Below are 22778 nucleotides of genomic sequence, written 5' to 3' on the forward strand. Positions count from 1 at the left end.
TCGAAAGGGTTTGATCCAAAATTGTTTTACTATAATAGACCCAGGCTATTTCTATCTCTTACGTCCAAATCCTTCGCAAAACCTGTTCGATCAAAAAGGACAGTTTTGATTTTTTTGATTATCTCCACAATGCGATTATTCAAAGGGTTCCTGTCCTTTAAAAGGAATCGTTCTTTTTTAATAGTAGACACTAGAGAATCTTACACTAAAGTTTTTAAAAACAATGAATACTCAGAAGACAATTCGATTCTAAGTAATCTATACACTCATCTTGATTGGAAAAAAATCGGATTACTGGATAGATTCAATGTTCCTTTTGATTCGAATTTTTTTAAAAAAAATTGGTTCAGATTAGTACAAAATATTTCTGCGAGACCAAGGCTATATGAGGAGGTTATTTTGTTTAAGTACTTTGTCTCTCACCTCTCTGATTGGTGGAAAACAAGTACTTCTTGTGATCAATTTTTTACAAACTTAGCAACTCATTCTTTTGATGATGAAGCTGTTCAGGCAATTCACGAACAGTTCTTAAGTTATCGAAAATCAACAAGATTTTTTTTATGGAAAGAAGAGGCTTACCAATGGTTTTTCAAATCATCAAAGGTGAAACGAATCTTAATTTTAGATGAATATAGCCCGAATCAAAAGTGTATTTTGAATGGAGCTTCCAGGTCAGGAGTTGAATGTCTAGCTCTTCAGCATGGCGGAATGCATGATTTACATCCTGGATATGTTTATGGTGTGGAAGATAAGGAATTGAATATTTTTCCTGATCATTTTCTTACTTGGGGCTCTGGGTTTACAGATTTTCTTCTAAAGAGCAATTGGCCGAAAGATGTATCTGAAGTGGGACATCTGAGGACTGACATTATTCCTCAATTGACGAGAAAAAGTGGATCAAAAATGAAGAAAATCATGTTTGCATCCCAACCTCACAAAGATGAAAACTATACCGAAAACACCGCGAAATTAGTTTTTCGGGCATTTGCAACTTTTGACAAAAAGGTGCAGGTTTATATGAGGCCGCACCCTTTGGAACGGGATATAGGAAAGTATCGAAAGTGGGCAGAAGAAGTTGGGTACACGAATCTGGATATGGACACAGATTCTGATTTATATGTCGCCCTATGTGACACTGACATTGTTATTACTGCTTTTTCAACTGTTGGTCAAGAGGCCATCTATTTTAACATTCCATTAATTACGGTCGATTATCTTAATCGCGACATTGCACATTATGTTCAAGAAGGAGTTGCTCAAAATGCAGCAACAACAGAAGAACTTTTAATGATTTTGAAGAATAAGCTTGAAGCATCCAATATTGAAACTAAATCCAATGAGGAATACATCAAGAAACATGCGCACAAGATAGACGGTAGAGTCAGTGAAAGAATTCTCAAGAAGCTTCTATCGGAATAGTAATAGACGTAGTTTTGAATCGGGTTTATTGCCAATTACTACATGATTAAAAAAGCACTCGTTACAGGCGTTACCGGTCAAGATGGATCGTATCTTGTGGAATTTCTTTTAGAAAAAGGGTATGAAGTACATGGAATACGGAGGAGTTCTAGCCAGCCAACCCATAGCCTGGACCGGATCCGACACCTCACCAAATCACCTCAAAATTCCAAGCGTTTTTTCCTTCATTATGGGGATGTTACCGATTCATCCAACATGGTAAAGTTGATCCGAGACATTTCACCTGATGAGATATATAACTTGGCTGCTCAAAGTCACGTCAAAGTTTCCTTTGAAGTGCCTGAGTACACCGCAAACGTGGATGCGATGGGGACCTTACGTATTTTGGAGGCCATAAGAGATTTGAGTATCGAAAAAAAGGTAAAGTTTTATCAAGCATCCACGAGCGAATTATACGGCAAAGCCTTAGAAGTTCCTCAGAATGAAAATACACCATTCAATCCTAGAAGTCCGTATGCCATAGCCAAGCAATATGCGTATTGGATGGTCAAAAATTACAGAGAAGCTTATGGGATATATGCTGTGAATGGCATTCTGTTTAATCACGAATCACCTCGCCGCGGCGAAGCATTTGTCACACGTAAGATTACTTTGGCAGTAAAGAATATTCATTTGGGGAATCAAGACAAATTATATCTTGGTAATCTGGATGCGAAAAGAGATTGGGGTTATGCAAAGGAGTTTGTAGAAGCAATGTGGGCAATGTTACAGCAAGAAAAACCAGAAGATTTAGTCATTGCCACGGGGCAAACTCATACAGTTAGGGAGTTTGTAGAACGAGCCTTTACACACATTGATGTTTCATTGGAATGGGAAGGAAAAGGAAAAGAGGAAAAGGGAATTGATACCAAGACAGGGAAAGTTTTAGTAGCAATTGATCCATACTATTTCCGTCCGACTGAAGTGGATTTACTTATTGGGGATGCCACAAAAGCTGAAAAGAAACTGGGTTGGAAGCCTAAAACGGGGTTTGAAGAGCTAGTTGATTTAATGATGGAAACCGAACTTTCGAGAAAATGAAAAGTGAGGTAATTAACATAGGCTCTAGATCCGTCGGTAAGGAGCAACCTGTATTTATTATTGCCGAAGCAGGTGTCAATCACAACGGAGATGTGAAACTAGCCATAGAGTTAATTAAAGAAGCTAAAAAAGCAGGAGCTGATTGCGTAAAATTTCAAACCTTCAAAGCGGATAGAATTGTTACACAAAACTCACCAAAGGCCGCATACCAATTAAAAACTACTGATGAGAATGAGTCACAGTTTGATATGCTCAAACAACTAGAACTCAACCTTGAAGATTACAAGTTTATTTTGGACGAATGCCAGCGTCAGGACATCTTGTTTCTTTCCACTCCATACAATCATGAAGACGCTGATTTTTTGAATCAACTTGGCGTAGAGGCATTCAAAATAGCCTCAGGTCAGTTTGTGGAGTATCCATTCCTTAGTTATCTCGCATCATTCAATAAACCTTTGATTCTTTCTACAGGAATGTGTACAGAAGAGGAGGTTCGAAATACACTTAATTTTTTGAAGGATCACGGAGATCCTGAACTGATATTGTTACAGTGTACAACCAATTATCCAGCATCAATAACAGATGCTAATATCAACGCAATGGTCTCAATGGGTTTAGAAATGGATGTGATGATTGGCTACTCGGATCATGTGCCGAACAGCTATGCCTGTATGAGTGCGGTAGCTCTGGGAGCACAGGTGATTGAAAAGCACTTTACGCTGGATACCACAATGTCTGGCCCCGATCACAGTAGCTCATTAAATCCAGAACAGTTTGCATTACTTGTTGAAGGAATAAGACAAGTAGAGAAATCGCTAGGTTCAAGTAAAAAACAGCCTACCCAAGCGGAGCAAAAAAATACTTTCGGGATGCGCCGGTGCATGATAGCTAATCAAGGCTTACAAATTGGTCATGTACTTCAAAAAGAAGACATTGGTTTTAAGCGCCCCATGAATGGGCTTTCTCCTACGAGGTTTTATGAAATTCTTGGGAAGCGAATCGTTAGAGACCTAGAAAAAGATGAACCCATAACTGAAGATGTCATCGATTGGTGAGTTCATAATTAAAGATGCTTCGATAAGTGAAGTCAAGAATTTTCTAAGTAATGCTGGAAATTCACTTGACTTGTTTAGGTATTTCGGTAAAAGACCAATTAATGTAATTGATAATCATGTCAAGACCTTGATTGTTAAAAAAAAGGAACAAGTGATTGGCTATGGCCATCTCGATCCTGAAAAAGAAAAACTGTGGTTGGGAATATGTGTAGCAGAGCGTTTTAAGGGCAAAGGCATTGGTCGTATGATCTTAGAAGAGCTTCTAGATTCAGCAAAGTATTTGAATCATGATGAGATTTGGCTCAGCGTTGATAATGACAATTTTGGCGCCATTACTCTGTATGAGAAATTTGGATTTAGGCTTATTGAAAGCCGTCACAATATTCAATTCATGAAGCTATCATTATGAATATTTTTATAAGTAGTGTAGCATTTAAAAATCTAACGATTCCAGAAATCGAAGAAATAGCTATTCAACATCAATTTTCTATTGAATTCAGCGCCAATTTCAACCCCGATCAAGATTTAAGAAATCAGTTTATGACGCTGACCATAGACAGGTTGCCTCATAATTATTTCCCACCTCCGAAAGACCCATTTGTATTAAACCTAGCAAGCCAGGATAGGGAAATTCTTAAACGCTCTCGCAATCACTGCATGAAAGGTATCGAATTAGCATCTATGTGTCGGATGAAATATTTCTCAGCCCATGCTGGATTTTGTCTGGATCCGTCGCCCCATATGCTAGGCAAACAACTTGAACAACCAAGTCATATCGAAAGAGACATGTTCTCGAAAACATTTCTTGATTCTTGCGAAATGCTATCAGAAGTAGCAAAAAATGCAGGCGTGAAGTTTTGTTTCGAAAATAATGTACTGATGCAGATAAACAGGAGAGAAGATGGCATAAACCCGCTCCTATGCGTGGATCCAGAGGAGATTATCCAGGTCTTGGACTTGGTGAATAATGATTCTTTAGGTTTTCTGCTTGATACTGCTCATCTAAAAGTTTCTGCGAACAGTTTGGGTTTTGATAAGGATTTAGCTGTCGGTCAATTGAACGACCGAATTGCATACATTCATCACAGCGACAATGATGGAATGGAAGATACCAATGAGAAACTTACAGCCAATTATTGGTTTTTAAAGCATTTGAAATCATTCAAAAACGTTCCACATGTTGTTGAAGTCAAAAGTCAGTCTATTGACGATTTGAAAAAACAGATATCTTTATTACGATCTTCAGCGGAAGTGATATGAGAGAAATGATCCCAATAATGGAACCTGATTTATCAGGAAACGAACGAAAATATCTAATTGATGCATTTGATTCAGGATGGATTTCTTCCAAAGGGAAGTATGTTGAACAATTGGAAAATGGGCTTGCGGCTTATCATGATGCGGACCATGTACTTGCCGTTTCCAACGGCACAGTAGCATTACATCTAGGCATGGTGAGTCTTGGTATAGGTCCTGGAGATGAGGTAATTGTACCAAATCTCACTTTCGCTGCCTCTCTAAACACGGTAATTCATGCAGGAGCCACACCTGTATTAGCTGAAGTAGATCAAGAAACATACAACATAGATTGCCGCAAAATCGAAAAATATATTTCCTCAAAGACAAAGGCTATAATGGCAGTTCACCTTTATGGTAATCCGTGTAATATGGAGCTCATTCAGGCTATTGCCAAGCAGCATGACCTTTTGATTATTGAGGATAATGCTGAGGGGCTAGGGAGTACTTACGGTACTAGAAAAACTGGAAGCATTGGAGACATAGGTACATTTAGCTTTTACGGAAATAAGACCATCACGACGGGAGAAGGTGGAGCCATCATCTTTAAAAGCAAGGAAGTTTATGAGCATGCCAAAGTATTGAGAGATCATGGAATGAGTCCGGAAAAGAGATATTGGCATGAGTATATCGGATACAATTACAGGCTAACAAATATACAAGCAGCTATTGGATGTGCACAGCTGGAGCGATTGGATCACATACTAAATAAGAAACGTAATATCGCAGATCAATACATCAGCGAACTATCGTCAGTAGATTCAATCCGATTTCAAAAGAGCCTTGGTAATTCGACCAATTCACATTGGCTGTTTACGCCACTTTTTCACAATCTCTCAAGAGATAAATTAGGAATTTATTTGCAAAAAAATGGAGTAGAATCCAGACCTGCTTTTTATCCAATGAGTGAAATGCCGGCCTATTCAAAGTACGTAAAAGAAGATTATTCAATATCCGAATCAATCGCTAAGAGTGGTCTGAGTTTACCGTCCTTTCCATCATTATCAGAGAAGGAAATCGATCTTATAACCAAAACAATTAAAAAGTTTTATGAATAGTTCTACCCTTTTCGTCATTCCCGCGCGTGCAGGATCCAAAGGGGTTCCCAATAAAAATAAACGCCTGCTTAGTGGTAAACCATTGATAGCCTACACGATCGAAGAAGCCTTGAAGGTCATCAGTAATGAACATATATGCGTATCCACCGATGATGAGGAGGTCATAACTTTTGCAAACAAGATGGGACTAGAAGTCCCATTTGTAAGACCTGAGGCACTAGCTCAAGATGATTCCACAAGCAGAGATGTTTTATTACACGCGATTGATTTTTATGCATCAATGGGAAAGTTCTATGAGCGTGTGGTGATGCTTCAACCCACCAGTCCATTACGCAAATCTGAAGATATTTTAGGAGCTTTAGCGCTGTTTAATGATGAAGTGGATTGTGTATTATCGGTAGTGGAAACCAAGTCCAATCCTTACTATGTTTTATTTGAAGAGGGTGAGGAAGGTTATCTGAAAAAATCTAAAAAAGGATTTTTTCAAAGACGACAAGATTGTCCTGCTGTGTATGAACTAAACGGTGCTGTTTATGTCATTCGTGTTGACGCTTTGAAACAAAAAGAAATCACATTGATGGATAGGATAGTTAAGTTCGAAATGAGTGAGCTGCGATCAATTGATATTGATACGGAGCTCGATTTTAAGATTGCAGAATTCCTTTTGAATTAATTGAAGGGGATGGAAATGTGAGAAGAAAAAAAGAGGTCTATTTCCGTAGAATTCATTTAGATAAGGGGTTCAAGAACTAATCTTTCTGGTAATCCATTTCAACTTGGTGAATCTTAAGCCCCAATCAAGTGCGCTCCTTAAATTCTCCTTCATACCTTGAGCAGTGAACTTGTAATATGGACGATTTTTTTCTACATAAAAAAGGTAGTCCTTCACTTCATTGTAGTCATTTTTTATGGAGTAATTGTGATCATTGATCTTAAAGGCAGATTCAATGGTTTGATTTCCAACCACCAGTTCAAATCCATTTTTTGTCAAAATGTTTTTTAGTGATTCCAGAGAAAAATGGAAAGTATGAGCATTTTGAAAATACCTTAAGATATTAGACCGAAAATTCTTATGAACATACTTAATACCAGGAACCTCAATGTATATCACTGTATTCTGATGTGATATTTTTTTTAGCAGTTGTAATTCTTTGTTTAAGTCCAAAATGTGCTCCATTACATGCGAATAGATGATTAAGTCAGGCTTGTACGAGAGACTCAAACTCTCAAGTGAACCAACAGTTAGCGGTAAGCCATGATCTTCTACACCATATTTTACATACTCTGCACCAAGATCTAAACCTTCGACAGCATGCCCTTTTGATCTAAAAAAATGGAGAATACCGCCGGCACCACAGCCAACTTCTAAAACATGCAATTTGTTTTTAGAGATAAGTTTGTTGCTTAAAAGAAAACTAAAAATGCGTTTTCCCTTTCTCCTTTGAGACTCAAAAAAATCAATAGTGGGACTTTCCTTACCTACATAGAGTTTTCTATATTCTTGATTATAGAATTCAGCGTAGGAAGCTTCATTCATTCGTGGATTTGTGTAAACCAAACCACATGAAGAGCAAATATTCGTTATGTATGACAATCCGTACCTATCCTTTTCACCAATTATTGTTGCTCGATTATTTTCACAAACCGGGCAGTTTATGTTTTCAAATTTGTATGTACCGGTATTTACCTTTTGACTAACTAGTTTTTTAGTCTTCTTCTGCAAAGAATTAAGTTTTAATTCTGGACGTCCATCATTTTTAAGTCTTTCAAGTAGCATTAAATATTCTTTTCAGAAGATTTAATCTGGATCGCTATGCCACCCAGGAAGAAAATAATTATCAGTATTCCACTAATCATCATCACTGCATTACCTGAGAAGTACGTCTTAGGCTTAAATTCAAAGACGATCTCATGTTCTCCATTGGGAATTTCTAAAGCTCTGAGCACATAGTTTGCACGCAATATTTCAACATCCTTTCCATCAATGGTCGCATTCCAGCCTTTTAGGTAATAGATTTCTGAGAAAACACCTAAAGCAGACCCTCCAGTGATGTTTGCAGAGTAGCTTACATTATTGGGGGTTTTCTTGGTGGGAACAATTGTCCCTGAACCAGTCACTTGTGGCACTTCAAACTTACTTTGATCGATGAGGGCTTCATTTTTAGTGTCTATTGAACAGACCCGCCCAATTTCTTCGTCAGGAGAATTGACTGGAATTATCTGATTTACTACCCACGCATTTCCATTTGCATATCGATTAGGGAAAACGGCATTTCCTTGGGTTCCAGCATACATAAATTTAGTATTGAGCATATTTAAAACCTGTAGACCAGAAAAGTCCATTGATTGACCTTGCAGAGTTGAAAAAGCTGTTTGAAGCTCAGATTGAATGCAATGATCAATCAAATCTTGATAGCGTCTAATTTTGGCTCCATGGTAACCTCCAAGGGACTCATGAAAATAGGAAGTTCTATTTTCATTGAATGGATTTTGCAGGTTAAGAACACGATCACCATAAAATGCTTGAGAAGCAATTGCCTTGTCAGCATCTGTCATTTGAAAGAAATTTCCAGTAGGGTCCTTTTGAAATTTATCTTCACCCAAAAATCGCTTGGTGAGAGAAAAGCTATCAACAAATACAAGAAAGGCAACACCCAGCAATACCTGATTGGTTTTAACCCTTTTTTTGAATAGTGCCCAGACTACTATAGCAAACCCAACGACAAACATGAGTGCTCTTATGCTGTCCCTTACTAGCAATGACTGACGATCCTCTCGGATTGCCTCAATAAACCAATCGGGAAGTTGAGAGTCAATAGTGCCTCGATATCCCAAGGCACCAGAGAACATCATGAGTGCCAATAAAAATCCTCCACCTATCCCAAACAGGATATATAACTTCTTTTTCAGCGCTTCATTCCATTCCGCACTAACGAGCTTTTCTAAAGCAATGAAACCCAGGAGATTCATTGAAAGAATCGTGATAATGATTGTGAAGGTTACCGATCGAAACTTATTGTATCCAGGTAGATAGTCAAATAATAGGTTGTTAAAGCCTTCGAAATTTTTGCCCCAGCTCATCATAATCCCAAGAATTGCCAGTGATATAAGCCACACTTTGTGCTTTTTGGGTAAGATTAGGATGCCAAGGATAAAAAGAAGGACTATAAGTGTACCGGCGTAATAAGGAGCTGTAAGCGGTTGATCTCCCCAATAAGTAGGTATTGCTTTCACCTGATTCACGATTTGTGATCGGTTGTATCCGGCACTTTGCAATGCTTCAGCCACGGCGGACTTAGTTGAGAGTTCTTGTTGAGATGATCCACCGAAAATATTCGGAACAAATAGGAATAAAGGTTCTGTAATGCCATTACTATATCGAAAAGCATATTCCTTATCCAAGCCCGACGAAGCTTTCTGGTCGGCTTGAAGTTCTGATTTTCCGCGGATTGAATACTTGCTATATTCTAATGTGGTTGCCAGCCTGCCAAAATTCGCTCCTACTGCAAGAAAAGCAGCTGCGACCATAAGTCCCGCATTGATACCAAAACGCTTGAAGTCTTTGTTCTGAATGGCTTGAGCCAGCACATTCACACCATAAACGATCACTATGATAGCTAGATAATAGGTAATCTGGGGATGATTGGTTCGGATTTGCATGGCCAACGCAATAGCAGTTAGTCCAAAGCCAAGCCACCTTCTCCCGGAAAAAGTATATTGGATTCCAGCTAGCACAAGTGGCATTAAAGCAACTGCAGCAATCTTGGCGTTGTGCCCAGCCATGATACCAATAATATTGAATCCATTTAACCCAAATGCAATAGCTCCAGCTGCTGCGATAAGTGGCCGAACTTTAAAGCTGAGCAGAAGGATATAAAAACTGACAAAAGCTACAAATAAGATCGCCTCCGGATGTCCCATACCTAACCGAATAACTTTATATGCATGGGCCATTAAGTCACCAGGATATTGCACGCCTGATAAGTAAGCAGGCATTCCACTAAAGATATAGGGATTCCAAAGTGCTTCTTCGCCAGTTCCATCTCGATGCAACTGAATTTGATGATTACCTCCACGTCCTTGCAATATATCATGCTGATTAATTTGTTTATTACTCAGAAATGAAGGATAGTGAACCAGGATATTAATGACTAGAAATCCAAGTATGATCAGACTGTGGGTAAGTATATTTTTCTTCAGGGTTGAATTCATTTCGGCAGGTTAATTTTTAGGAACCGTTCAAAGGTAAAATGAATGATTTTATTAATATCTGGTGATATTCTGAACAAATAAATTAGAAGGATAAAAATAATTGTGGTTAGAATTGATCTGATTGCAATTACAATTGAAGGATGCAGGTCAAGATTGAAAAAATATGCGAGCCAGAAAACTGCGATGCTTATAAATAGTAGGGTGAAGTGTTTCTTTATAAATGGATGGATTTTGAAATGATATTTCACGTAAACGATTTTCACTATTATGTGAATGATAATAGCTAGAAAATAGCTGAATGCTGCTCCTTCTAAGCCCCAAATGGGTATCATAAAGTAGTTTAGAAAGATCAATAATATCGCAGTTCCTAGTTGGAAAATCAAGTTATACCTGTACAGGTGAGAATAATTAATTATTTCACCAGGAAAACTAGAAATCATCGTGGCAAGTTTTGCTGTACAAACAAGGATGACTACATATAGACCGGCTTTAAATTCACTTCCTTTTGGTATAAAAAGAAATAGATCTTGAAGGTTTGTAACTATGCCGATGAAAATGAGAACTCCTAATATTGACATAGTGATAGAACTACGCTTATATAAGCTCTCTACCTCTTGCATATTTTGGTTCTCCAGCTCGGTAGATAAAATGGGGGAAATAACTTTAGCCATGTTTCTTCTTGGCATTTCTACGATTGTACCAATAAAAAAACAGGTTACAAAAATTCCATTTGCGCTGGCTCCTAACATGGATGTTACAAAATCGTACGTTGCATTATTCATTACAGCAAAACTCCCCGCTAAGAGCATTGAATAAGTCGAAAAATAAAACAACCTTTTTTTCCAGTCGGATGATAGCAAGGAAAATCTAAATTTGAAGCGAAACCCATCAAATATCATTAGTTTCCCAAACAACGCAATCAGAATGAAGGTATAATTAATAGCCAATCCTTTCACAGCCCATTCAAAACTAAACCAGTTCAAAGCATATCCTACTACCAAGACAATTGCTCCTATTCTTAAAAGTACATCTCTTAGAAACGAAGGAAAAAGTACTTTTAAAGTAGTCCTGCTATAGCTAAAGAACATATCGAATAGGCTATTCACAACTATAATAATAGCCGTAATAGCAAGGTAATTCACATATGTTGGTGCAGATTCAAGGTAGCGTTGCTTGATAACATCCTTTAGTAAATAGCCAATTACCATTACTAGCGTACAGCCGGCTATAACAATGAGGAACTGAAATGTGAATGTACTATTTCGATCTTTTTCAGTGAATAAGGGAAAAAATTTTATATATGAACTTGACATCCCAAAGGTGGTAAAAGGAGAAATCATCATTGCATTAGCCGTAATAATTCCAAACAACCCTATCTCATCGAGTAGAAAGTATTCTGGACGTAGATATAGTGTATTTACAAATCCAACAAGAACACCTAAGTATGCGATAGCTGTGCTCCAAAAACTCTGTTTTATAACGACTCCCACTCAGTAGAATTAGAAAAACCACAATTTAATAGAAAGCGCAATCACTGTAACCAGCAATATCATTCGAATGACTCTATCATTTACCCCAACAGACCATCGACTTGCAACCCAGCCACCTATAGATTGACCGGCAGCGAGTACTAAACCGTACTCCCAGTTAATTTTTCCACTGAGGTAAAAGACGACCAAAGCGGCGACTGTATAGGACAGAGCTACGAAAACCTTAATGGCATTTGTCTTGGCCATGTTGAATCCGTGAATGGCAGTAAGAGTAGCAATCATAATGAAGCCGATTCCGGCTTGAATGAAGCCACCATAGATGCCAACAAAAAAGAATGCAACTACACTGATCCAAATCTTTTTGGTCGTTAGCATTTCTTCCGCCTGTTTTTTTATGCTCGGTTTGAAAATGGTAAGCGTCATTACCATGAGCATTATGATAGCAAGTATGCGATTGAATATTGTCTCATTAATATCCACCGCGATCTTAGAACCGATTATTGCCCCCAAAATCGCTGGAATTGCAACATAAATAGCAAAGGGAAACACCCTCACTCCCTTGCTTCTGAACCCAGCAACAGAAAAAATATTTTGAGCAAAAATCGCTACTCTGTTAGATGCATTTGCTTCAGATGACGGCAATCCAAAAAATGAGATAAGGAGAGGAAGAGTGATCAATGAACCTCCTCCAGCGACGGTGTTCATGAATCCTGCAAATAGACCTGCCGCAGCCAAAAGAAGACCTTCTAATAAAGACATTTTAAAACTTGTAATCTGTTAGATTGCAAGCTAATCCATCCGTACAATCAGCCAGCATTTGCATTTGAGTTTTTCCAGTTTTTGGATGCGTTTCTAAAGGACACATCTCTACTAAAGGGATGAGAGTAAACCTACGACTTGGTATGCCAGGATGTGGTATGGTTAGCTTGTCAGACTGGATCACAAGATCGTGAAAGTAGAGGATGTCGATATCGATACACCGTTCTCCCCATTTTTCTATTCTTATTCTTCCAAGCTTTTGCTCTACTTTGAGAATTGATGCGAGAAGCTCCTCTGGTTCTTTTAAAGTGTTTATTTGAAGAATGGCATTTAAAAACCATTCTTGTTCAGCTTTACCCCAAGGTTCTGTTTCATAGATTGATGACTCATCTACTATTTCAATACCTTCCTCAATTATTAGATTTTCAGCCTCTTTAAGGTATTCCAACCGATTGCCCATATTACTGCCCAGCAGGATGTAAATTCCGTTCATACACTTTCTTAATCCAAAGTTTGCTATCCTCGTCTTACTTTTGCGAGTTTCGAAGACAAACTAAATGTACCAAAACTAAATACATGGCTTTTTTAAGAAATCTTTTAGCCACTATTCTCGGCCTGATAATTTTCACCTTTTTGGGATTTATTATGCTCATAGGTGTAGTGGCCTCAGCTTCCTCAGATGAAGTGCCAACTGTCAAATCAAATTCTGTCCTTTATTTTCCAATGTCGGGGATTCTGATGGAGAAGGCTGTAGAGGATCCATTCTTAAATGCATTTGCAGACGGACCAACTCCGCAAAGTTTATTGGATATCATTACCGCCATTAAACGTGCCAAGAGCGATGAACGAATCAGGGGAATCTACATAGAGCCAATGTATCTAGCAGGTAGCTACGCAGGACTTCAGGAAATAAGGGATGCGCTTTTGGACTTTAAAGAGTCAGGTAAGTTCGTTTATGCATATGGCGAGTATATCAGTGAGTCTGATTACTATGTAGCATCTGTTGCAGATAGTCTATTCTTGAATCCAACAGGAGCTATTGAATTCAATGGACTTGGCGTCAATATCACCTTCTATAAAGGCATGTTTGACAAACTGGATATCAAGCCGGAAATTTTTAGAGTGGGAGATTTTAAAAGTTATGTCGAGCCATACATACGGAAGGATTTAAGTCCTGAAAACAGACTTCAGTATACTGAGCTTCTAAACTCTATGTATGGTACCTATTTAAATAACGTTTCCAATTCTATTCGAATCCCGGTAGAAAAGTTGAGAGATATTTCCGACCAAATGAAAGTAAGTCTGCCACAAGATGCTGCTGATGTAGGATTAGTCCACAAGATTGGATATGAAGATGAGCTTAAGAGTGTAATGAAAGAAAAACTTGGGTTAAACGAGAGCAAAGATCTTCGTACGATGAAGATGAACAAATACATCCAGGCGATATCTACAGAAGGTGACTATTCCAGTAATAGAATAGCAGTAATCGTAGCTGAAGGTGATATCGTAATGGGCGGAGATGAAGGGATAGTGGGAGCTACTTTTGCTGAGGAAATTAGAAAAGCACGGAACAACGATAAAGTTAAAGCCATTGTCATGCGAGTGAACTCTGGTGGAGGAAGTATGACAGCTTCAGATATGATCTGGCGTGAGCTTATGCTTACCAAGGGGAAGAAACCAATCATAGCCTCCATGGGTGGAGCAGCTGCGTCCGGAGGATATTACATTGCAATGCCTGCCGATTCCATACTTGCACAGCCAAATACGATTACAGGCTCCATAGGAATTTTCGGAATGTGGTTCAACTTTGGTGAGTTTCTCGAAAACAAAATAGGTATAACGCACGATGTAGTGAAAACAGGAGATTTCTCAGATATCTATACTGTTACTCGTCCATTGAGAGATAGCGAAAGAGCCATTATTCAGCGAGGAGTAAATGAAGGATACGAAGTGTTCACGCAGAAGGCGGCCGATGCTCGTGGTATGACTCAGGCGGAGCTAAAGAAAATTGCGAGTGGGCGTGTATGGAGTGGAGAACAAGCAGTGAAAAACGGGTTGGTTGACCAACTTGGTGATTTCAATGATGCCATTGAAATGGCCGCAAAAGCTGCGGGCATTGAGGACGACTATATGGTGGCTTATTATCCAAAGCAAAAACCATTTATTGAAGAAATTCTTGAAAAGATGAATGCAAAAGTTCAGTTCACGCTATTTGGCGTGGAGGCAGATCCACTGCTGAAACAGGCCAAATCACTTAAAAACCTAAAAGGATTACAAGCAAGACTACCAGGCAATCTGGAAGTACGGTAATAAAAAAAGCGGCATTTGCCGCTTTTTTTATACCCAAATCAAACCTCAAAATTACCTTCTTCCATACCTATCGGCATAGTATCGTTTCTTTCCATATCTACGATAGCGCTTCACATGATAGGCGTTATCAGCGACAGGATTATTCGAAAGCAGATTTAACTCCACGCTATAGGATCTCCTAAGATTTACACTACTCATCCGGAATGGAAGTTGTGAGCCAAATCTCCAAACTCCAGTATCGAGGTAGATGAAGACTTGTCGTCGCTGGTCATAGTATATATTATGCGCTGGAAAATAAGTAAACCTGTGAATATGCTTCGTCTTGTAGCTATGCGCCTGAGCCCATACAGGTGGTCCCTTTCTAATATGCTGCTTATGTGCCTGATGTTTATGTTTCTTATGATGCTTGCATGCCTCTGCATTTGTAAAAGCAAACAACATGACTATCGCTATTCCAAAAATCTGTACACTTCTTTTCATAATTGATAAGTGTTTGGTTCGGCTAAGAAATATCCAAGCATCGTGCCATTACTGATATTAGTATAGCATTTGAGTAGTTCTAAATGACGATTTATAAGCGGTTTGAATGAAGAAAAGGGATTTTAGTAGAAAAGATCAAACCGTTGATCGAAGGATTGAAAACGACCAATTTATAGTAGTAATACCATCTGATCTTCGGTGAAATATCTGCCTTTCCATTTAATAGCGTTTGGCTCTGAGGCAAAAGTTTTGAATCCAAATTGCTCATAAAGCGATTTGGCTTTTTCATTGGTTGGGATCACAGTCAAGTTGATTTGCTCAATATCTTCGATTTCACGAGCTCTTCGAATTATCTCAGAGATCAATTGCTTGCCAATTCCCTTGCCTCTATGATTGGTTGAAACAATCATCCGCGATAGTAAGCCTTTGTGTCTCAACTTTTCCCTATTGGAACCCTCTCTTTTGAAGGTGGCCACTCCAATCAATTCATCCTCTTCGAATGCTCCAAGCGTGATACAGTCATTCTCTGAAGTTAAAAATGGAATGTCTAGATCATCGTTGGGTGAGATACGAAAGCACTCATGGTCATCGATGAGTGCTTGGTGTACAAGCTTCTTATATTGGGATTCAAAGCTAGGTGGGATCTCATTAATCGTGATTTCAGACATAATCTGTTGGTTTGATACGATATTAAGTATCAAAAAAATACTCATACCGCCAATTATTCTTCCATCAATTTTCGTTTCATTCCCTCCAAATTCTTTTTTCGGGGTATATGCATTTTTTTTCGTTCCCAGAGTATCATCCCAAAAGCAAGAATATACATACCTGTTACAAACAGCCATTGGTCTAAAGTTGCTTCAACGACAATCATTTTCAGAATGTAAAAAAATGAAAACGGAAGTAAATACCCCAGTATCATCATCCGGGAAAAATGGATAATGGAATTGGTATTCGCTATGGCATGATCCAGTTCTCCGAACATACTTCGATCGAACGTATTTTCAGCCTTCAATCGTTTATGGCGAGAGATCTGAATATAGATTACAGTGGCAAGCATCATTGCAGATCCTAAAAAATCCCAATAATGAGAATCGTTGAGTGCATCAATAAAAAGGAATATAGCCACGGCCCCATTAATTAGACTAATCCAAGTTTCTACCATATTCATTCGCTTGCTTGCAGCATTCTTTTTTCTTGTAATGCTTTTATGAAGCGCAGTTTCGTTTATTGCGTACATAGTTTCTCCTTTTTGTTCGTCCCAGATTTTTTGCATTTCCTCAAACTCCATATTCGTATTGTTTAGAGTTGGTCACTAATTGCTTTTTGATCCGATGAATCTTCACACCGATATTGCTTTCAGAGATTCCCATCATATCAGCCATCTCTTTGTAGCTATATCCATCAAGAAGAAGAAGTGTAAGCGAACGATCAATCTCATTGAATTGCTTGATTTCTTTATAAAGCCAAGCCACTCTTTCATCCTTAGCTTCTTCATTTGATATGAGCACGTTGGTCATATTTTCTACTTCCTGATGACCAGTTACATGCTTCTTTTCTTTCGTGCTCCACTTAATTGCAGTATTAAGTGCAATCCTGTAAAGCCATGTTGAAACTGCTGAGGAACCCTTAAAATTTGGAATGGACCGAAACATCTGTATGCAGATATCCTGAAAAAGATCATTTTGATCATCTTCTGAGTACGCATACGCTTTGATAATCTTAAAGAGTAAGGCTCGGTATCCATCCAGCCATTCATCAAAGATTTTTCGCTGTTCGCTTTCTTTCATTTTCGAATCGTTACCACACTAGTCCCGGTAGCAGGAGAATTATTACAGAAAAGATATTTTTTCTGTAGATCCGCAGCAATCGAGTGATTGAGGCTTATTTGAGTTGATCCTCAAGGCTACGGGTGACAGGTGATTCTACCTCGCCTGTATGCGCTGTTGTTTTATTTTCTATGAGCATGATTTGACATTCACTCATTGAGGAGACTCTATGATTGACTGCCTTTTTCACAACATAAAAGTCCCCTTTTTTCATCTTAAATGGTTCTTTGCCTTCTTCTTCGAAAAGTAACTCGCCATCGAGTATATAGAATGCCTCATCTTCATTTGCATGATTGTGCCATGGGATGTCCTCACCTTTTATCTTGGCCACCTTTACATAGACATCATTTACCTCACCAATGACTTTAGGTGAAAAGTATTCTTTGACCTGTGATAGATAATCTTGAATATTCATCTGATAAAGATAAAACTCCATGACTTACTCAGCATAACGGATACTACTTTTGCGACATGCCCATTCATGACCTAGTTGTTAGCCCTGAAATTGGATTTAACCTTAAAGCACTTGAGACTTATTTGAGTGATTCTGGACATTTTAAGAAAGGACAGTATGTAGATATCCTAAGGAGGTCGATTGATGCACGACAAAGGAACATTAAAGTTAATCTTCGAATTGAGGTAAGAGATACACCACCCGAGGTGGAGTATGTAGAGTATTTCAAAAAAGATTATAATGTTAAAAACAGTGATCCGGTGATCATTGTAGGGGCGGGTCCTGCAGGATTATTCGCGGCATTAAAAGCAATAGAAGGAGGTCTAAAACCAATTATACTAGAGCGAGGAAAAGATGTTCGTGCACGAAGAAGAGATCTGGCAGCAATTAATAAAGAACATATTGTTAATCCCGAAAGTAACTACTGCTTTGGAGAAGGAGGAGCCGGAACATATTCGGATGGTAAACTTTATACACGATCCAAAAAGAGAGGAAGTATTCGGCGAGTGTTTGAAATCTTAGTAGCACATGGTGCAACGCCTGAGATTTTGTTTGAAGCACACCCACACATTGGTACCAATAACTTGCCCAAGTTAGTGGCTGCATTGAGAGAAACAATTGAAGAGGCTGGGGGAGAAGTTCACTTCAATACCAAGGTTACTGACTTCATTATCAAAGATGGTGAAATGAAGGGGGTTTTTTCCGAAGAATTAGAATTTAGCGGACTTGCTGTTGTATTAGCTACAGGTCACTCAGCGCGAGATATATTCAGATTATGTCAAAAAAGGGGTGTTAAAATTGAAGCAAAACCTTTTGCACTTGGTGCCCGAATTGAACATCCTCAGCAATTGATTGATGAAATACAATATAAATGTTCAGATCGTGGAGATTATTTACCCGCCTCAGCTTATTCACTTGTTTCTCAAACTACTCTTAAGGGTAAAGAAAGAGGTGTTTTCTCTTTTTGCATGTGCCCAGGTGGTTTTATAGTCCCAGCAGCAACGGCACCTGGAGAATTAGTAGTAAATGGCATGAGCCCGTCGAGACGAGACAGTAGATATGCCAATTCCGGAATGGTGGTGGCCGTAGAATTAGAAGACATTCCAGAATACAGAAAGTTTGACGAATTAGCGGCTATGGAGTTTCAAGCAGACGTTGAAAAAAAAGCATGGCATATGGGAGGTAAAACTCAGATGGCGCCAGCTCAACGAATGGTAGATTTTGTAAACGGGAATGTGTCGAATAGCCTTTTAGATACTTCGTACCAACCGGGACTTAAATCTGTAGATATGATGGACGTGCTCCCACATTTTATTGGAAAGAGATTGCGTCAGGGCTTTCAATTCTTTGGACAAAAGATGCGAGGGTATCTGACTAACGATGCACAAATAGTTGGAGTAGAAAGTCGTACCTCATCGCCCGTACGGATTCCAAGAGAAAAAGAAACCTGTGAGCACGTTCAGATCAAACGACTGTTTCCATGTGCAGAAGGGGCTGGTTATGCTGGTGGAATCGTATCCGCAGCAATGGATGGAGAGCGATGCATGGATCAAATAATTAAAAGATACACAACGCATTAAATCCAATTTTTTTACTGAATTGCTAGCTGATACGACTATTTTTGAATAGAATTTTAGTACGCTATGCAATTGAAAATCAGTTCTTTCATTATCATTATTGTATTACTAATACAATGTAAATCCGCTAATGTTGGGCAAGTGGATGACAACAATTACGAAGTGACTCCTGTCATTTTATTGCTTACCGATGAATTTTCTCCAGCTGATTTGGAATTGATTAAGTCGGTGCAAATTGAGAGTATGAAACGTATCAGCAGATCTCAAAATCAATGGATGATTAAAGTAAATGGTAGTAAAGAAGATACTCTTTCGTTGATAGAAAAACTGAAAGCAGATGAGCATGTTCAGGAAGCTTATATTGAAAGTAGCGACCAATCAGACACGGTTACAAACACAAAGTCAGGAAAATCAGATACAAATTAGATACTCATGAGAAGCAAGTTGTTAATCCTCGTTTTCGTTTTTTCCAGCTTGGCTGGTCTAAGCCAAACCACTCAAGAAGTAAAGAATGTCAATGTGAGTAGTCTAAAAGCTATCCATTTGGGAAAAACCCAACCAATCAAGGAATTGATAAGAATCCCTTCAACAGATCGAGATAAAAAGGCAAAAATAAAAACCAGGATAACATCCGCTCCCAACAACTTTACCGGAAGAAACGGCAGCAATGCCATTAGACCCGATTTAGAACATCAAGGAATCGATCCCATTCGTCAGCGCCATAACGTGCCAAATGGAAGAGTAGCTTCGATCACTCCTGCAATCAATATCGATGGATTAGCGAGCTCTTTTGGTTCACCAAATGATCCATCAGGAGATGTAGGACTAAACTATTTTGTGCAGGCAATCAATGCAACGGATATTGCTGTCTATGACAAATCAGATGGCACTCTTATAGATCAATTTGCCGCAAATACACTTTGGACATCAATTAATGAAAGTTCAGCCGGAGATCCCATTATTCTATTTGATCATGAATACAACCGTTGGATCATTACAGAGTTTACTTCGCCTAGCGGTTCTGCCAATCTCCTTTTTGCAATTTCGGAAACAAGCGATCCATTGGGTAGCTATAATGTATATGCTTTTTCGCCACCAAGCTTTCCAGATTATCCGAAATGGGCAATATGGAATGACACATATATGGTAACTACGAATGAGGGCGGCCCGGGAGCTTTGCATCAATACTTTTTTGATCGTGCGGCCTTCATTGCTGGAGAAAGCCAAGTTCAAGCGCAGCGTGTCGAAATAACAGGGAACACAGGAACGGAAGCAGGGTTTTATGTGTCAACACCAGTTAGTTGGATAGGAGATGTAGCTCCTGCGGATGCTAATCCGATCGCAATAAAAATTAACGATTCATCATGGGGCGAAATAGCAAATGATGCTGTCGAAGTATTCATATTTGATGTAGATTTCGAAAATGGAACGACTGTGACAAAAACCACAATTGTTACAACTCCATTTGATGGCTATCCATGTGACAATACCGACCCTCAAGATTTTTCGTGTTTATCCCAACCTGGGACTCAAGGCATTGACGGTATTCCAGAAGTGATCATGAACCTGCCACATTATAGAAATTTTGAAACTCACGAATCGATAGTACTCAGTTTTATTACAGACGTAGATGACGGTAATAATTTGTCAGGTATCCGATGGATGGAACTGAGACGGACCACTGGAGACTGGACCCTGTATCAGGAAGGTTCATATGCCCCCGATGATGGTTTGCATCGCTTCATGCCTTCAATTTCGATGGATAAAGATGGCAATATAGGGCTGGCTTACAACACCACCAGTTCATCCGAGTTTGTAGGAATTAAGTTTACCGGTAGATATGCAGAAGATCCGCTTGGAACAATGACAGTTCCTGAATTTAATGTGGTTGATGGTGGAGCTTCAGTTGGCGGAGATCGATTTGGCGACTATGCCCAAATGGGAATTGATCCGCAAAATGAAAGAACTTTTTGGTATACATCAGAATATGCAGCAACTGGTGGTTCAAAAACCAGAATCGTTGCCTTTCAGCTTGAGGATAATACCAATGATCTAACAGTAACTGCGATAGATCAGCCCAATACTTCCACAATTCTCACTAACGCTGAAACAGTCTCTGTGACTGTCAAAAATATTGGATCGCAGGGTGCAACAAGTTTTGATATAATTCTTAAGCTGGATGATGTGGTTATTGAAACCTATACTCATACTGAGATGCTAGCTTCAGGAGCTACTTTAGCACATGATTTTGCAACAACCATTGATCTATCAGTATTGGGAGATTATAACATTTCAGTGGAAGTAGACCTTGCAGGAGATGAACTCCCTGGCAACGATGTGCTAAGCAAGGCGGTATCAAAACTAGCAGAAAATGATGCGAGCACCTTTATTTCGGCCCCAACCTCCACATGCAGTGAAAGTGTAATTGTGGATGTTCTTATTACGAATAAAGGTGGAGCTACGCTCGAATCAGTTGATATTGAGGTTTACCTGAATGCAGCACTATCTGAAACCATAAATTGGACGGGATCTATTGCAACGAATAAATCAACGATTGAAGAAGTCAGTGTTTCGAACCTTGTTTCTGGTAATAATGACATTTCTGTGATTTTAGTTAATCCAAATGAGTCAACCGATGAAGTAACTACCAATAATGAATCTTCTACTTCCGTTGATTTTGATTCAAATCTTGATCAAGTTGTTTTAACTCTGAATACGGATGAATTTCCGGAAGAAACTTCGTGGGAATTGTTGAATGCCGAAGGCAGTGTGGTTGAATCAGGAGGGCCATATCCCGATCAAATTCTAACAACCATTACAGAGATCATTTGTGTAGATCCGGATGCCTGTTATGAATTTGTAATCTATGATGCATTTGCGGATGGCATATGCTGTGATTTTGGTTCAGGATCATACGAAATTGCTGATAAAAATGATGTAATCATATTTGCAGGAGATGGTATGTATAGCAACAGTGAAAGTACCAATTTCTGTGTGGGTACTTCGTGTAATTTAAATGCCACGGTTGATGTAGTTGATGAAAGTAATAGTCAACCAGGATCTCTTGTAATTGAAGCATCCGGAAGTTATGATTATGAGTATAGCATTGATGGAGGAATCACACTTCAAGAGTCTTCCGTTTTTGATGGTTTAGAAAGTGGAAGCTATGACGTTTATGTCGAAGGACAAGGCGGCAACTGTATTTTCGAAGAAGTAGTAACCGTTGGATTTCAGTGTGGATTGTCGATTTCCATCAGCGAGGAAAAAAATGGTGATGGTACAGGAAATATTGAAATTACCGCCAGTGGAGGGGATACTTATGAATACAGCATAGACGGGGGCAATACCTTTCAAGTCTCAAATTCATTTACTAGCATCGCTTCCGGCACCTATGAAATACATGTTATATCCAATGATGGTCAATGCTTAGAAGTTGGAACTTTCACAGTTGATTTTGTGCTAGGAACTACACTGGATCAATCCATAAAAGTTGCACCTAATCCCACGAATGGAGTTTTTAAAATAAGTGTTCCAGGTCATGATTACATTGATGGGTTTTTGGAAGTTCATGTGATAGATCTAAACGGCAGGGTCATTCAAAATCATCGTTTCAGTAGATATGATCAAGCATTTGAAGGAACCATATCTCTATATGCATATCCAAATGGAATATACTTTTTGAAGCTTGTCAACGCTGAATCAGGAAGGTTGGTGAAAATTCTTAAACAATAAAAAAAGGTGGTCAGCATAGCTGTATCA

Annotated in this window: 22 protein-coding genes; 11 read left to right on the forward strand and 11 right to left on the reverse strand. The window is 38.8% G+C overall.

The genetic code is table 11. The features are described 5' to 3' along the window. Positions 1-29 precede the first annotated feature (29 nt). Complete coding sequence (locus tag ABJG98_RS04425) at positions 30-191, reverse strand: hypothetical protein (protein ID WP_348278269.1); 162 nt, start codon at positions 189-191, stop codon at positions 30-32. A 412-nt stretch (positions 192-603) separates the two neighbouring features. Here ABJG98_RS04425 and ABJG98_RS04430 point away from each other — a divergent pair, with 412 nt between their 5' ends. Genes ABJG98_RS04430 through ABJG98_RS04460 form a run of 7 tightly spaced genes read left to right on the forward strand, consistent with a single transcriptional unit; the run spans position 604 to position 6581 of the window. Next, entirely contained in the window at positions 604-1419 is an 816-nt protein-coding gene (locus tag ABJG98_RS04430; protein ID WP_348278270.1) for a CDP-glycerol glycerophosphotransferase family protein, read from the forward strand. A 45-nt stretch (positions 1420-1464) separates the two neighbouring features. After that, positions 1465-2499: a GDP-mannose 4,6-dehydratase gene (gene gmd, locus ABJG98_RS04435; protein WP_348278385.1), complete on the forward strand. Its 1035-nt coding sequence runs from the start codon at positions 1465-1467 to the stop codon at positions 2497-2499. Then, positions 2496-3554, forward strand: coding sequence for an N-acetylneuraminate synthase (neuB, locus tag ABJG98_RS04440; RefSeq protein WP_348278271.1), 1059 nt, complete (start codon positions 2496-2498; stop codon positions 3552-3554). Before gmd ends, neuB begins: the two co-directional genes overlap by 4 nt. Beyond that, positions 3538-3963 carry a GNAT family N-acetyltransferase gene (locus tag ABJG98_RS04445; RefSeq protein WP_348278272.1) on the forward strand — a complete coding sequence of 142 codons (426 nt, stop codon included), beginning with the start codon at positions 3538-3540 and terminating at the stop codon, positions 3961-3963. Before neuB ends, ABJG98_RS04445 begins: the two co-directional genes overlap by 17 nt. Next, positions 3960-4814, forward strand: coding sequence for a TIM barrel protein (locus ABJG98_RS04450; protein ID WP_348278273.1), 855 nt, complete (start codon positions 3960-3962; stop codon positions 4812-4814). The genes ABJG98_RS04445 and ABJG98_RS04450 overlap by 4 nt, the downstream gene beginning before the upstream one ends. Positions 4815-4819: 5 nt before the next feature. After that, a complete protein-coding gene (locus ABJG98_RS04455; RefSeq protein WP_348278274.1) occupies positions 4820-5908 on the forward strand; it encodes a DegT/DnrJ/EryC1/StrS family aminotransferase in 1089 nt (362 codons plus the stop codon). Continuing rightward, complete coding sequence (locus tag ABJG98_RS04460) at positions 5901-6581, forward strand: acylneuraminate cytidylyltransferase family protein (protein ID WP_348278275.1); 681 nt, start codon at positions 5901-5903, stop codon at positions 6579-6581. Before ABJG98_RS04455 ends, ABJG98_RS04460 begins: the two co-directional genes overlap by 8 nt. 69 nt (positions 6582-6650) lie before the next feature. Here the strand turns inward: ABJG98_RS04460 and ABJG98_RS04465 are convergent, their stop codons facing one another. Genes ABJG98_RS04465 through folK form a run of 5 tightly spaced genes read right to left on the reverse strand, consistent with a single transcriptional unit; the run spans position 6651 to position 12862 of the window. Then, complete coding sequence (locus ABJG98_RS04465; RefSeq protein WP_348278276.1) at positions 6651-7685, reverse strand: class I SAM-dependent methyltransferase; 1035 nt, start codon at positions 7683-7685, stop codon at positions 6651-6653. Beyond that, positions 7685-10120, reverse strand: a complete 2436-nt coding sequence (locus tag ABJG98_RS04470) for a YfhO family protein (RefSeq protein WP_348278277.1) — start codon at positions 10118-10120, stop codon at positions 7685-7687. The genes ABJG98_RS04465 and ABJG98_RS04470 overlap by 1 nt, the downstream gene beginning before the upstream one ends. After that, positions 10117-11610 carry an oligosaccharide flippase family protein gene (locus ABJG98_RS04475; protein ID WP_348278278.1) on the reverse strand — a complete coding sequence of 498 codons (1494 nt, stop codon included), beginning with the start codon at positions 11608-11610 and terminating at the stop codon, positions 10117-10119. The genes ABJG98_RS04470 and ABJG98_RS04475 overlap by 4 nt, the downstream gene beginning before the upstream one ends. 9 nt (positions 11611-11619) lie before the next feature. Next, a complete protein-coding gene (locus ABJG98_RS04480) occupies positions 11620-12369 on the reverse strand; it encodes a sulfite exporter TauE/SafE family protein (protein ID WP_348278279.1) in 750 nt (249 codons plus the stop codon). Between the two features lies 1 nt (position 12370). Next, a complete protein-coding gene (folK, locus tag ABJG98_RS04485; RefSeq protein WP_348278280.1) occupies positions 12371-12862 on the reverse strand; it encodes a 2-amino-4-hydroxy-6-hydroxymethyldihydropteridine diphosphokinase in 492 nt (163 codons plus the stop codon). A gap of 83 nt (positions 12863-12945) precedes the next feature. Between folK and sppA the strand changes: the two genes are divergently transcribed. Further along, complete coding sequence (sppA, locus tag ABJG98_RS04490) at positions 12946-14679, forward strand: signal peptide peptidase SppA (RefSeq protein ID WP_348278281.1); 1734 nt, start codon at positions 12946-12948, stop codon at positions 14677-14679. Positions 14680-14730: 51 nt separating this feature from the next. Here the strand turns inward: sppA and ABJG98_RS04495 are convergent, their stop codons facing one another. The 5 genes from ABJG98_RS04495 to ABJG98_RS04515 form a co-directional block, all read right to left on the reverse strand. Next, positions 14731-15159, reverse strand: coding sequence for a hypothetical protein (locus tag ABJG98_RS04495; RefSeq protein WP_348278282.1), 429 nt, complete (start codon positions 15157-15159; stop codon positions 14731-14733). A 170-nt stretch (positions 15160-15329) separates the two neighbouring features. Next, on the reverse strand, positions 15330-15827 hold the full coding sequence (locus tag ABJG98_RS04500; RefSeq protein WP_348278283.1) for a GNAT family N-acetyltransferase: 498 nt from the start codon (positions 15825-15827) through the stop codon (positions 15330-15332). 53 nt (positions 15828-15880) lie between these two features. Then, positions 15881-16450, reverse strand: coding sequence for a hypothetical protein (locus ABJG98_RS04505; protein ID WP_348278284.1), 570 nt, complete (start codon positions 16448-16450; stop codon positions 15881-15883). After that, entirely contained in the window at positions 16440-16949 is a 510-nt protein-coding gene (locus ABJG98_RS04510) for an RNA polymerase sigma factor (RefSeq protein WP_348278285.1), read from the reverse strand. The genes ABJG98_RS04505 and ABJG98_RS04510 overlap by 11 nt, the downstream gene beginning before the upstream one ends. Positions 16950-17043: 94 nt before the next feature. After that, on the reverse strand, positions 17044-17424 hold the full coding sequence (locus tag ABJG98_RS04515) for a cupin domain-containing protein (RefSeq protein WP_348278286.1): 381 nt from the start codon (positions 17422-17424) through the stop codon (positions 17044-17046). A gap of 35 nt (positions 17425-17459) precedes the next feature. On the opposite strand from ABJG98_RS04515, the gene ABJG98_RS04520 reads away from it, so the two are divergent. The 3 genes from ABJG98_RS04520 to ABJG98_RS04530 all read left to right on the forward strand — a co-directional run bounded on the left by ABJG98_RS04520 (position 17460) and on the right by ABJG98_RS04530 (position 22751). After that, a complete protein-coding gene (locus ABJG98_RS04520; RefSeq protein WP_348278287.1) occupies positions 17460-19022 on the forward strand; it encodes an FAD-dependent oxidoreductase in 1563 nt (520 codons plus the stop codon). Between the two features lie 63 nt (positions 19023-19085). Then, the gene (locus tag ABJG98_RS04525; protein WP_348278288.1) at positions 19086-19445 is read left to right on the forward strand and encodes a hypothetical protein; all 360 of its coding nucleotides are present in this window, start codon (positions 19086-19088) and stop codon (positions 19443-19445) included. Positions 19446-19451: 6 nt separating this feature from the next. After that, positions 19452-22751, forward strand: coding sequence for a CARDB domain-containing protein (locus ABJG98_RS04530; protein ID WP_348278289.1), 3300 nt, complete (start codon positions 19452-19454; stop codon positions 22749-22751). Positions 22752-22778 lie beyond the last annotated feature (27 nt).

Source organism: Ekhidna sp. (assembly GCF_039960695.1).
Classification (GTDB): Bacteria; Bacteroidota; Bacteroidia; order Cytophagales; family Cyclobacteriaceae; genus Ekhidna.